The organism is Neisseria subflava (assembly GCF_005221305.1).
Classification (GTDB): Bacteria; Pseudomonadota; Gammaproteobacteria; order Burkholderiales; family Neisseriaceae; genus Neisseria; species Neisseria subflava.
Genome location: NZ_CP039887.1, coordinates 147,847 through 161,199 on the forward strand (window position 1 = coordinate 147,847; position 13,353 = coordinate 161,199).

At 46.7% G+C, this 13,353-nt stretch carries 10 protein-coding genes; 8 read left to right on the forward strand and 2 right to left on the reverse strand.

Annotation, left to right across the window (positions count from 1 at the left end; genetic code table 11):
- Positions 1-83: 83 nt before the first annotated feature.
- The 8 genes from porB (at position 84) to FAH66_RS00815 (ending at position 10,961) form a co-directional block, all read left to right on the forward strand.
- Positions 84-1,145 carry a trimeric porin PorB gene (gene porB / locus FAH66_RS00780; protein WP_137040212.1) on the forward strand — a complete coding sequence of 354 codons (1,062 nt, stop codon included), beginning with the start codon at positions 84-86 and terminating at the stop codon, positions 1,143-1,145.
- A 415-nt stretch (positions 1,146-1,560) separates the two neighbouring features.
- Entirely contained in the window at positions 1,561-3,909 is a 2,349-nt protein-coding gene (locus FAH66_RS00785) for a NosR/NirI family protein (RefSeq protein WP_208648076.1), read from the forward strand.
- A gap of 108 nt (positions 3,910-4,017) precedes the next feature.
- Positions 4,018-5,985 (forward strand): TAT-dependent nitrous-oxide reductase, encoded by a 1,968-nt coding sequence (gene nosZ, locus FAH66_RS00790; protein WP_049350970.1) that lies wholly within the window; start codon positions 4,018-4,020, stop codon positions 5,983-5,985.
- Positions 5,986-6,183: 198 nt separating this feature from the next.
- The gene (locus FAH66_RS00795; protein ID WP_372340627.1) at positions 6,184-7,545 is read left to right on the forward strand and encodes a nitrous oxide reductase family maturation protein NosD; all 1,362 of its coding nucleotides are present in this window, start codon (positions 6,184-6,186) and stop codon (positions 7,543-7,545) included.
- A 59-nt stretch (positions 7,546-7,604) separates the two neighbouring features.
- The gene (locus tag FAH66_RS00800) at positions 7,605-8,498 is read left to right on the forward strand and encodes an ABC transporter ATP-binding protein (protein ID WP_137040217.1); all 894 of its coding nucleotides are present in this window, start codon (positions 7,605-7,607) and stop codon (positions 8,496-8,498) included.
- Positions 8,495-9,325, forward strand: a complete 831-nt coding sequence (locus tag FAH66_RS00805) for an ABC transporter permease (protein WP_003684339.1) — start codon at positions 8,495-8,497, stop codon at positions 9,323-9,325. Before FAH66_RS00800 ends, FAH66_RS00805 begins: the two co-directional genes overlap by 4 nt.
- Complete coding sequence (locus FAH66_RS00810; protein WP_137040219.1) at positions 9,322-9,816, forward strand: nitrous oxide reductase accessory protein NosL; 495 nt, start codon at positions 9,322-9,324, stop codon at positions 9,814-9,816. Before FAH66_RS00805 ends, FAH66_RS00810 begins: the two co-directional genes overlap by 4 nt.
- Positions 9,817-9,935: 119 nt before the next feature.
- Positions 9,936-10,961 (forward strand): FAD:protein FMN transferase, encoded by a 1,026-nt coding sequence (locus FAH66_RS00815; protein ID WP_137040221.1) that lies wholly within the window; start codon positions 9,936-9,938, stop codon positions 10,959-10,961.
- Positions 10,962-11,552: 591 nt separating this feature from the next.
- Here FAH66_RS00815 and FAH66_RS00820 read toward each other — a convergent pair.
- Together FAH66_RS00820 and FAH66_RS00825 are read right to left on the reverse strand one after the other, a co-directional pair.
- The gene (locus tag FAH66_RS00820; protein ID WP_167480298.1) at positions 11,553-12,464 is read right to left on the reverse strand and encodes a MetQ/NlpA family ABC transporter substrate-binding protein; all 912 of its coding nucleotides are present in this window, start codon (positions 12,462-12,464) and stop codon (positions 11,553-11,555) included.
- Between the two features lie 201 nt (positions 12,465-12,665).
- On the reverse strand, positions 12,666-13,352 hold the full coding sequence (locus FAH66_RS00825) for a methionine ABC transporter permease (RefSeq protein WP_049329551.1): 687 nt from the start codon (positions 13,350-13,352) through the stop codon (positions 12,666-12,668).
- Position 13,353: the final 1 nt, after the last annotated feature.

Here is a 13,353-nt window from a genome sequence, read left to right on the forward strand (position 1 = left end):
GCTGATTCTAGCGATAAAGTAAGCCTAAGCGGATTGTCCGGTCTGCTTAAGTTATTTCTTCACAATAGAAAAGGAATACAGCAATGAAAAAATCTCTGATTGCCCTGACTCTGGCGGCTTTGCCTGTTGCAGCTATGGCTGATGTAACTCTGTACGGTCAAATCAAAGCTGGCGTGGAAGTTTCTAAAGTAAAAGAGGGTAAGACTTCTTCTAAAACTGCTACTGAGATTGCTGACTTCGGCTCTCGTATCGGTTTCAAAGGTCACGAACACTTGGGTAGCAACCTGAATGCTATTTGGCAAGTTGAACAAGACACTTCTATTGCCGGTGGTGACTCTGGTTTTGCTAACCGCGAATCTTTCATCGGTTTAGAAGGTGGCTTCGGTAAAGTTCGTGTCGGTAACTTGGATACTGCTCTGAACGAAAGCAGCGACAGCTTCGACCCTTGGGAATCTAGTAAAGCTAACTCAGACGTTCTGCAACTGGGTAAAATCAAACGTGTAGATGATAGCAAATTATCTGTACGTTACGATACTCCTGTATTTGGTGGTTTCAGCGCAAGCGTACAATACCAACCTCGCGACAATGCTAACCCTAGCGACAAATACACTCACACTGTGAAAAGCCGTGAGTCTTACGACTTAGGTCTGAACTACGAAAACTCTGGCTTCTTCGGTCGCTATGCTGGTTCTTATGCTAAACATGCTGTCTTGGATGCTGGCCACTTGGATAAATTCAACGGCAACACTACCTTGACTGCTGGTACTTACAAAGATCACCAAGCACACCGTCTGACTGCTGGTTACGATGCTGACAACCTGATGGTTGCTGTTGTAGGTCAATACGAAGGCTTCAAAAAAGATGTCGCAAATGCTAAGAAAAACGAACGTGTTGAAGTTGGTGCAACTGCGGCTTACCGCTTCGGTAACGTAACTCCTCGTGTTTCTTACGCTCACGGTTTCAAAGCTAAAGAAGAAGGCGTGAAACAAGAGAACAGCGTTTACAACCAAGTTATCGTTGGTGCTGACTACGACTTCTCTAAACGCACTTCTGCCTTGCTGTCTGCCGGTTGGTTGAAAGAAGGTAAAGGCGACAATAAATACGAGCAAACTGCTGGTACTGTTGGCCTGCGTCACAAATTCTAATCTGACTTAAGATTAGTCTGAAAAAGAGCCTGTTTTATACAGGCTCTTTTTGTTTTTGTAAGAAATGTATTTTGTCATTGTAGGGGTAGGTTAAAGTATCTTCGATATTCGTTTTCAGACAGCCTATGAAAATTCAAGTCAGGTTATATTTTATTCAATATATGCTAAATGAAATTTCAGGAATTGTTTTGAGTATTATTATAAATAAGTTAACGATATAAAGATGGTCATTGGATTAAGTTGATTTTCCTATATTTCATGTCTACTAATAAAAGATTTATTTTTATAGTTCTAAAGTATTATTAGCATGTAGAATTTGGTTTTAAGATTTGTAAATTTGATTTTAATCAAATTATTGCCGATAGATGATTCATATAATATTAGTGTTTAGAGTATCGATATATCGGGAATAGCCATGTCCTGTCTTGAAATGAAGTGCTTAAGTGGCATTTGGAAACGAATCCTTGTGCTTTTTGCTGTGTTTTCTATGATGATAGTAAGCCTGCCTGCTTACGCGGAGCGCTTGCCTGATTTCTTGGCAAAAATTCAGCCTTCTGAAATTTTTCCTGGTGCTGATCGCTACGGCAAACCTGAAGGTAAGCCTTTGGTTGCTCGTGTATATAAAGGCGAAGAGCAGCTTGGTCTGGTTTATATCACGACTGATGTGGTCAATACGCGTGGTTATTCGAGTAAGCCGATTGATACGATGATCGCATTGGCCAATGATGGCACTATTGCGGGAGCAAAATTGGTTGAGCACCATGAACCAATTATGCTAATTGGTATTCCGCAATCCCGTGTCGATAAATTCATTGATAAATATATTGGCTTAAATTTTATTAAAAATCCTCCGCAGCCTGGCGTGGCTCCCGCGGATATCATCAGTGGTGCGACTGTAACGTTGATGGTGATTAACGACAGTATTCAGCGTTCTGTCAAATCGGTTATTCATCAATATCATTTGGGTACAGATAAAGCGGCTCAAGCCGGTGCTACGGCCGCTTCTGGTGAACAGGCTGCAAATGAGCCTGCGGTTCAAACCCGTCCCCGTCGTGCTGTGAATCCTGATAAACAAGACATTCAGTCTTGGAATGCGTTGTTAGAACAAAAAGCTGTTGGTCATCTGCATATTTCTGTTGATGATATCAACAAATTATTTGAAAAAGGCGGTAAAGCCGGTGTTGCAGATCATGCAGAGCAGGGTGATGGTAACGATACATTCGTTGATTTATATGTCGCTTTGGTCAGCCAACCTTCTATCGGTAAAAGCCTTTTAGGTGAGGCAGGTTGGAATAATCTGCAAAAACGTTTGCAACCAGGTCAACAGGCAATTATGGTTGCCGGTGAAGGCCGATACTCTTGGAAGGGCTCAGGCTATGTGCGTGGCGGTATCTTTGACCGTATCGAAATGATTCAGGGCGATACCAGCTTCCGTTTTACCGATGCACAACATGAGCGTGTGGTTGCTTTGGCAGCGGAAGGTGCGCCTGCATTTAAAGAGGTTTCTTGGTTTACTATCCCTGAAGGTGTGGAATTTGATGCTGCCGAGCCATGGCGTTTACAACTGATGATTCAACGTGTGTTGAGCGTTAACGATAAAGCTTTCGTAACTGCAGATTTGGATTACGAATTGCCAAAAGGCTACTATGTCAATGATCCAAAAGCACCACCTGTTGAAATCAGCGCGCCAGTTGAGCAAGTTGCGGCTGTAGCTTCAGCTCCTGAAAGTACGGGTATTGCCGAAGATGCGACTGCCGGTGATGATGGTGTTTCCAACCAACTTTGGAAACAGGTTTGGAAAGCTAAACAAGGCCAAATTATTGTTGTCGGTATTGCTTTGACAATTCTCCTGTTGGTATTCCTATTCCAAGACTGGATTGTACGTTACGAAAAATGGTATGACCGTTTCCGCCTATGCTTCTTGACATTTACCTTGGTTTATATTGGTTGGTATGCGCAAGCACAATTATCGGTTGTCAATACGCTGACCTTGTTCTCCGCAATTTTGACCGAATTCCACTGGGAATTTTTCCTGATGGATCCGCTGGTGTTCATTCTGTGGCTCTTTACAGCGGCGACCATGCTGTTGTGGAACAGGGGTACGTTCTGCGGCTGGCTGTGTCCTTTCGGTTCATTGCAGGAGTTGACCAATCGCGTTGCTAAAAAACTGGGCGTAAAACAAATTACTGTGCCACATTTGTTGCATACGCGCCTGACAGCCATTAAATACGTTATCTTCTTCGGTTTGCTGGCTATTTCCCTGTACGATTTGGGTACTGCTGAAAAATTTGCAGAAGTTGAACCTTTCAAAACCGCAATTATTCTGAAGTTTATGCGTGAATGGTGGTTTGTATTGTTTGCTGCAGCTTTGCTGATTGCCGGTTTGTTTATCGAACGTTTCTTCTGTCGTTATCTGTGTCCTTTGGGTGCGGGTATCGCATTGCCGGGTCGCTTCCGTGTGTTTGACTGGCTGCGCCGCTATAAAATGTGTGGCAACCCTTGTCAGATTTGTACACATGAATGTCCGGTTCAGGCCATTGCACCAGAAGGCGATATTCATCCGAACGAATGTATCCAATGCCTGCATTGCCAGGTAATGTATCACCACGATACACGTTGTCCTCAAGTAGTGGCAACGAATAAGAAAAAACAAAAACAAGCGGCGGCAAAATCTGAGCAGCACGATGCGGCAGTAACGCAAAATGCTCAAGAACAAGTTGTTCAGTTTGTTAAAAAAGAATCGGCAATTAGTGTTGATAAGTAGTTATTTATAAAAAAAAGAGGGCTGTATCGGCAGCCCGACTTAGAAATTTTTTCATCGGTAGGCCGTCTGAAAAAAATCGGCCGCCGGATTTTATCCAAGGAGTGTCGTATGTCAGACGAAAAATTAGAACAAAACGGCTTAAGCCGTCGTTCATTCTTAGGTACTGCCGCTGCTTCCGGTGCAGGTATTGCCGGTGCCGGTTTGTTGGGCTTGGCCGGTTGCTCTAACGGTGAGGGTGACAAAGCTGCCGCTTCTGGCGCAGCTCCTGCTGAAAAAGCAGCTGCTCATTCTGCCGAGCCGGGCAAAATGACTTCCGAAGTGGGTCCAGGTGAACTTGACCAATACTACGGTTTCCTCTCAGGCGGTCAATCAGGCGAAATGCGCTTGATCGGTTTGCCGTCTATGCGCGAACTGATGCGTATCCCTGTATTCAATATGGACAGCGCTACCGGTTGGGGTCGTACCAATGAGAGCTTGAAAGTCCTCAACGGAAATATTACCGAAGAAACCCGTAAATTCTTGCAAGACAGCGGTTTGCGTTGCTACCCTAACGGCGACTTGCACCACCCACACTTGTCTTTCACCGACCAAACTTACGATGGCCGTTATGCTTACGCCAACGATAAAGCAAACACCCGTGTTTGCCGTATCCGCTTGGATGTGATGAAAACCGATAAAATCATTGATATTCCTAATGCTTCGGGTATCCACGGCCTGCGTCCGCAACGTTATCCGAAAACCGGTTACGTTTTTGCCAACGGCGAGCATATCGTTCCTGTTGACGGCGTAGGCAAATGGGATGATCCTAAAACTTGGAATGCCGTTTATACCGCAATTGACGGCGAAACCATGGAGATCGCATGGCAAGTTTTGGTAGACGGTAACTTGGACAACGGCGATGCCGACTACCAAGGTAAATACTCCTTCTCTACCTGCTATAACTCTGAGCGCGCTCTGACTGTACAAGGTGCTTCTTCTAACGAGCAAGACTGGTGTGTAGTATTTAATCTGGCTGCCATCGAAGAAGGCATCAAAAAAGGCGACTTCAAAGAAGTTAACGGCGTGAAAATGTTGGACGGCCGTGCAGAAGCCAACTCTCCATACACCCGCTACATCCCTGTGCCTAACTCTCCTCACGGCTGTAACGCAAGCCCTGACGGCAAATACATCATGCTCAATGGTAAACTGTCTCCAACCGTTACCGTATTGGATGTCAGCAAACTGGACGATTTGTTTGCAGGCAAAATCAAAGAGCGCGATGTTGTCGTAGCTGAGCCTCAACTGGGTCTTGGCCCGTTACACACTGCATTTGACGGTCGCGGCAATGCTTATACAACATTGTTTATCGACAGCCAAATGGTGAAATGGAACATCGACGATGCGATTAAAGCCTACAAAGGCGAGAAAATAGATCCGATCAAACAAAAACTGGACGTTCACTATCAACCTGGCCACAACCACACTACCATGGGCGAAACCAAAGAAGCCGACGGTAAATGGTTGGTGTCTTTGAACAAATTCTCCAAAGACCGCTTCCTGAACGCAGGTCCTCTGAAACCTGAGTGTGACCAATTGATCGACATCTCAGGCGATGAAATGCGTCTGGTTCACGACAACCCGACTTTTGCAGAACCGCACGACTTCTGTCTGGTTTCCGCTTCCAAAGTGAACCCAAGCAAAACTTGGGACCGCAAAGACCCATGGTTCTGGAAAGATGCTTTGGAACAAGCGCAAAAAGACGGCGTTGAGTTGGAAAAAGCCGCTAAAGTCGTACGCGAAGGCAACAAAGTACGCGTGTACATGACTGCCGTTGCGCCTGCATTCAGTATCCCTCAATTTGAAGTGAACCAAGGCGACGAAGTGACCGTATACGTGACCAACGTTGAGACTATTGAGGACTTGACTCACGGCTTCACTTTGGAAGGCTACGGTATCGCTATGGAGATTAGTCCGCAAGCGACATCTTCTGTAACCTTCAAAGCAGTCCGTCCAGGCGTACACTGGTACTACTGCCAATGGTTCTGCCACGCATTGCACATGGAAATGTCAGGCCAAATGATTGTTAAACCAAAATAATTTTGGTTTGATGATTTAATCCTTTAGGCCGTCTGAAAAGACATTCTTTCAGACGGCCTTTATAGCAAAGCTGTTTGTCAGTCAATATGTCAATGAAATATAAACCATCATCAGACAGCTTTGCTATAACATCAAAATACCTGTTTCTGCATATGTTTATCATGTAGAAAACAGGCCGTCTGAAATTGAGATATGATTATGACGCATACACCATCCCATCGTTCCAAATGGCAACGTGCCGCATTCGTATTGCTGTTGGGCAGTATGGTTCAGACGGCCTTTGCCGCAGTCATCAACGTATCCGCACAAGACAATCTCAATGATGCTTTAGCGCGCGCCCAAGCTGGCGATACGCTCAAGCTTGCCTCCGGTACATACAAGACCAAACTTTATATCGACAAACCGATTACCATTGAAGGTCCGACTGACCGCTCCGCCAAGATTATTGGCGACAGGAGCGGGCGTACCATTGCCGTTCATGCACCTGACGTGACCCTGCGTAATCTGACTGTTTCCAATTCAGGCTTGAGCCTGCCGGCCATGGATGCAGGGATTTATCTTGAGGAAACGGCTCCGCGTGCATTGATTGAACACAATAATGTCTTGGACAACTCTGTCGGCGTGTACATCCATGGAGCGGCAGAATCGATGGTGCGCGAAAATAAGATTGTCGGGGAAGCTACATTGCGCGTGAATGAGCGCGGTAATGGCGTAACGGTTTGGAATGCGCCGGGTGCGCAAGTAGTCGACAACGATATTTCCAAAGGCCGTGACGGTATTTTCTCCAATACCAGTACAAACAATACCTATAAAGGCAATCGTTTCAGCGATTTGCGTTTTGCAGTACATTATATGTACACCAACGACAGCGAGGTTAGCAACAACATCTCCGTTGGCAACAATATGGGCTATGTGTTGATGTTCTCAGAGCGTCTTAAAGTGTATGGCAATATCGCCGTGGGCAGCCGTGACCAAGGTATCATGCTCAATTACGTCAACTATTCCGATATTAACGACAATATTATCAACAAAGCCGGTAAATGCGTATTCGCCTATAACGCCAACTTCAATAAAATTTTTGACAACCATTTTGAAAACTGTCAAATCGGTATTCACTTTACCGCGGCCATTGAAGGCACAAGCCTGTTCAATAATTCGTTTATCAACAACGAAAGCCAAGTCAAATACGTCAGCACCCGTTTCCTTGATTGGGGAGAGGGCGGACGAGGCAATTATTGGAGCGACAACAGCGCATTCGATCTTGATGGCGATGGTTTTGGCGACAACGCCTATCGACCGAACGGCATCATCGATCAAATCATTTGGCGCGCTCCCGTGTCCCGTTTGCTGATGAACAGTCCTGCCGTCAGTATTGTCAAATGGGCGCAATCGCAGTTCCCCGCTATTTTGCCGGGCGGCGTCATCGACAGTAAGCCATTGATGAAACCGATCAGCAACAAAACAAGTACCAAATACGAAGCCATGAAGGATGAGCTGTTGCACGAAGCCAATACGCGCCAATCCAATTGGAGTAATGCCGAAAACGGATCTTTGAATTAAACATGTTTTCAGACGGCCTTTTGAATGAGGCCGTCTGAAACGGCACAAAGGAATTATTCATGACCAACCACGTCGAATTAAGAAACGTGACTAAACAATTCGGCAGTCAAAAAGCCGTCAACCAAGTCGATTTAGTCCTCAAAGCAGGCGAAAGCGTCGGCATGGCAGGGCATAACGGTGCAGGCAAATCCACCATCATGAAGCTGATACTCGGCCTGATTACGCCGACCGAAGGCGAAGTCATGTTGCTGGGCGAGCGTACCGGCAGCAAGGAAGGCGCACTGCTTCGTAGCCAAATCGGCTACCTACCTGAAACCGTCGCGCTTCATCCTTCATTGACTGGCATTGAAACCATGGATTTCTATGCCAAGCTGAAAAAACAGCCCTTGAGTAAAAACCGTGAGTTGTTGGAACGCGTCGGCATTTCTCAAGCGGCACGCCGCCGTGTCGGCACTTACTCCAAAGGTATGCGCCAACGTCTCGCTTTGGCACAAGCCTTATTGGGCGAGCCTAAAGTCTTATTGTTTGACGAACCGACTACGGGCCTTGACCCGGCTTCACGCCAAATGTTTTACGAAGTCGTGCGCGAGCTGAATGGACGCGGTGCAACCGTATTGCTCAGCACGCACGCGCTTGCCGAACTCGATGGCCACGCCGACCGCATTATCGTCATGAAAAACGGCGTGAAAGTTGCCGATGGCAGCATGGATGAGCTGCATGTCCAAAGTGGTTTGCCGTTGACCGTCAATGTCCGTTTGAAAGAAGCGCGTCCGTTGAGCGAGCGTTGGCAGCCGCTTTCAGACGGCCTGTCGTATAAAGCGCAATGTAAAGCCGAAGAGCGTATGGGACTTTTGAGCGAATTGGGCGATTTGGGCAACCTTGCCTATATCGATATCCATACCCCGACACTTGACGATATGTACGCACAATTCTTAAAAAGGGAAGACGTATGAACCCCGTTTGGATTATTACCGGCAAAGAAGTCCGCGACAGCCTGCGCAACCGTTGGGTCCTCGCCGCCGCGCTCCTGCTTGCCGCGCTTGCCCTGTCATTGGGTTTCCTGGGCAGCTCGCCCACCGGCACAGTCAAAGTCGATCCGTTGACCGTTACCGTTGTCAGCCTCTCCAGTCTGTCGATTTTCCTGATTCCGCTGATTGCGATGTTGCTCTCTTATGACGCGCTGATTGGCGAAATCGAACGCGGCACGATGGCGCTGTTGTTGAGCTATCCGATTTCGCGCAACCAAATCCTTGCCGGCAAATTTATCGGCCATCTCATCATCCTTGCCCTTGCTACTACGGCAGGCTACGGATTGGCAGGCATTACCCTCCAGCTTGCCAACGGCGGCTTTGACCTTGCCGCATGGAAGCCTTTTGCCCTCCTGATTGTTGCCAGTGTGATTCTTGGTGCAGCTTTTTTGTCTATGGGTTATTTGATCAGCGCGAAAGTCAAAGAACGCGGTACCGCCGCCGGTATCGCCATCGGCGTATGGCTGTTTTTTGTGGTGATTTTCGATATGGCGCTTTTGGGTATTTTGGTTGCCGATACTGAACAAGTCATTACCGCGCCTGTTGTGGAAACCATTCTCTTGTTCAATCCTTCCGACATTTACCGTCTGCTCAACCTGACCGGTTATGAAAACACCGCCATGTACGCAGGTATGGCCGGTTTGAGCGATCAAATCAGCCTGACTATGCCGGTTTTGCTGACGGCGCAGGTATTATGGGTTATCATTCCTTTGGTCTTAGCCGCCTGGATTTTCGGAAAGAGACAAATATGAGAAAAATATTATTTACAGCATTCACCATCATTGCTTTATCTGCTTGTAGCAAAGAGGAAAATACCCCTCCGCCTACGCCCCAACAAATCAGCGACAGCGCAGTCGGTCATTACTGCAGCATGAATTTGACCGAACACAACGGCCCTAAAGCGCAAATCTTCTTGAATGGCAAACCTGACAAACCGGTTTGGTTTTCCACCATCAAGCAGATGTTCGGCTATACCAAGCTGCCCGAAGAGCCTAAAGGCATTCATGCCATCTATGTTACCGATATGGGCAAAGTCAAAGATTGGGAAAAACCCAATGCCGACGCCGAATGGATAGATGCGAAAAAAGCCTATTACGTCATCGAAAGCAGCTTTATCGGCGGTATGGGTGCGGAAGACGCGCTTCCGTTTGCCGACAAGGCTCAGGCTGAAAAATTCGCCAAAGAAAAAGGCGGCAGAGTAGTCGGTTTTGCAGAGATGCCCGACGAATACATTTTTAAATAAAATAATCAATAAAAGGCCGTCTGAAACAGTTTCAGACGGCCTTTGTGTTGGAAGCTGCCGATTGATGATTTAATGAATGCGGCTTTCAATGTAAAGATAAAAAATCCAAGGAATACTTTATGTCCACCCCGTTAACGCGCCGCCGTTTCCTTGCCATCGCCGCCACACTTGCCGCCGGCGTCGGCATTCCCTTTGCCATCAGCCGCAAAACCAATCAGCCGACTCATCCGACTAGCCCGAATCAAGAAGAGCAGCCAGTTATTTGGAGAGGCATTGCGTTGGGTTCGGGCGCGGAATTGCGCTTGTTCGGCGTTGAGCGCAAGCAGGCGGAAATACTGGTCAACAAAGTATTGGCGGAAGTTTCACGATTGGAAAAAATATTCAGCCTGTATCGGGACGACAGCCTGATCAGCCGTTTAAACCGAGAAGGCCGTCTGAAAAATCCGCCATCCGATTTTTTGCAGCTGCTCAGCATCAGCCGAGATATCCATCAGCTGACGCAGGGTGCATTTGATCCCAGCATTCAGCCATTGTGGAATCTGTATGCCGACCATTTCAGGCGAAACCCCAAAACCGAAACGCTGCCATCCGAACGCAGTATCAAAGACACGCTCAAATTAGTGGATTTCAACAAAGTCGATTTTGATACCAAAGAAATCCGTTTTGCCCAAAAAGGCATGGGCTTGTCGCTCAACGGCATTGCGCAGGGTTATATCACTGACAAGGTTGTCGAATTGTTGAAGCAACAAGGCGTTACCCAGGCATTGATTGATATGGGGGAGATTTACGGCTTTGATAATGCCAACCAGCGCGAGTGGAATGTCAGCATTCGCAATCCCGACCAAGAAGACCAAATTCTGACCACCATTGCCATGAAAAACCAAGCCTTTGCCACATCGGGCGGCTATGGCACGGTAATGGACGAAGCTGGCAAATTTACCCATCTTTTTGATCCGCGTACAGGCGGAAGCCAACCGCGTTATAAAAGCATGAGCGTCATGGCGGAGAGTGCGGCGGTTGCCGATGCCTTTTCTACAGCGTTCTCCATTATGGATGAGGCGGCCATCCGTACTGCGGCTCAAGTTAAAAAGGCACAGGTTTGGCTGGTAATGCCGAATAATGAATTGAAGAAGATTGGAAGTTGAGGAGAAGGGCGGCCTTGCCTGCGATTTTGACTATGTGTATAGGGCAGGGAAGGCTTGATTGCTGAAAAAATGGAAGATAAAAAAGAAGGGCTGCCCAAGGGGGCAACCCTGAAACTCTTGCAGCTGGGAGTAATTAGCAAGAGATTACGACACTTAAAACAAAAATTCACTCATTTCAAAGCACGAAGCTTTAATATCTAAGCAATACGGTATTTCGACCGCTCAAACCCCTTCGATACGGAGAAACACAACATACTATAGGAAAATCCGACAAAGTGGTTTGAAGTAATTCAGATGAACGGTCTGTAATGCAGATAACCGGATGTCTTTAGATGAACGGTATAATATCAGGATAAGCGGAACATTACTAGTGAATATTATAAAAAAGTAGAATAATTCATTTAGTGATTGATTATATTGAATAAAAACATGATTCCTTATTGAACTTTTTTAAAACATATTGATTTGGTTTAAAAAGGGAATTGTGTAAGTATTTGGCGTTAATCAAAAAACTTGTTTCAAGTTTTGGGAATAGATAATCAATAGAAAAAGGCCGTCTGAATGTTCAGACGGCCTTTTTCAAAAAGTTACTTATTTGGTTGCAGAAGCAGTAGAAGCAGCTTCGGCTTGAGCACCTGCAGCTGCGTTTTCACCCCATGCAGCAGGATATTTATAACCGGCAAAGCGTTTTTGTGAGTAGGCTTTGAACTCGTCAGAGTTGTAGGCTTCGGTTACATCTTTCAGCCATTGGCTATCTTTGTCGGCAGTGCGGACGGCAGACCAGTTAACGTAGGCAAAGCTTGGTTCTTGGAACAGGGCTTCAGTCAGTTTCATGCCGCTGCTCATGGCGTAGTTGCCGTTAACGACGGCAAAGTCAACGTCGGCACGGCTGCGTGGCAGTTGGGCGGCTTCAAGCTCTACGATTTGGATGTTTTTTGGATTTTCGGCAATATCGTTTTTAGAAGCAGTCAGCGGATCAACGTCGGCTTTCAGTTTAATCCAGCCCAATTCGTTCAACATAACCAATGCACGGGCAAAGTTAGATGGGTCGTTAGGTGCAGAAACGCTGGCACCGTCTTTCACTTCATCCAAAGATTTCAGTTTGCCAGGGTATAGGCCCAAAGGTGCGGTCGGTACTTGGAAGGCTTCAACGATGTCCAGTTTGTGTTCTTTCTTGAAGTCATCCAGATAAGGTTTGTGTTGGAAGATGTTGATGTCCAATTCGCCTTCAGCCAAAGCAAGGTTGGGGCGGACATAGTCGGTGAACTCGATCAGTTTGACTTTATAGCCTTTTTTCTCCAAAGCCGGTTGGATTTGGTCTTTTACCATATCGCCGAAGTCGCCGACGGTTGTACCGAAGACGATTTCTTTTTTCTCTGCGCCGTTGTCAGCAGAGGAAGCGGCAGAAGCAGCAGGCGCGCTGTCTTTTTGACCGCCGCAGGCAGCCAGTACGATGGCGAGCGCAGCGGCTGAAAGGGTTTTGAAGAATGTGTTGATTTGCATATTTTGCTCCTGATGGATGATAAAGCGGTTTCAGACGGCCTCAAGCTGCCGCCGTCAAAATAAAGAGGGATTGTAAATCTATTTTGGAAATATGAGGATGTTTTTTGTAAACTTATTTGGAATATATATATCCTAATATGTTCTAAATAGATAACAGGCCGTCTGAAAAATAGTAAGTCCATTTCAGACGGCCTGGTTTGTTTAACGTTTATCCAGTTTGCGTGCCAATCTGTTGCCGATACCTTGAATCAGGATAACGAGTAAAACCAGGATGGCGACGATGAAGATGATGACTTCCATTTGATAGCGGTAGTAGCCGTAACGGATGGCAAGGTCGCCCAAACCGCCGCCGCCAATCATACCTGCTGCCGCGCTGTACGACAGAAGGCCGATAGCCAGTACGGTAATGCTGGAAACCATACCTGCACGCGCCTCATTTAAAAGCACTTTACAGATGATGCTCATGGTCGAAGCACCCATTGCGGAGGCCGCTTCAATCACGCCTCTGGGCACTTCGCGCAGGTTTTGCTCGACCAGACGGGCGAAGTAGAACAGGCCGGATACGCTCAATACCAATGAGGCGGCAACCGGGCCGATGGTCGTGCCGATGATGGCGCGTGTAACAGGAATCATGGCAATCATCAGGATGACGAAAGGGAATGCGCGCATCAGGTTGACTAGATTGTCCAAAAATAAATTCAGCTGTTTATTATAGTGCAACTGATGACTTGATGTCACAAACAGCAATACGCCCAAAATCGTACCGAAGATAACGGCGAAAGTAGTCGATAGACCGACCATAATAAAGGTTTCGCCCAAGGCTTGGATAATTTCGCCCTTCATGCTGACGATGGTCTCAACAGCACTTTCAAATGTCAAATTTGCCATA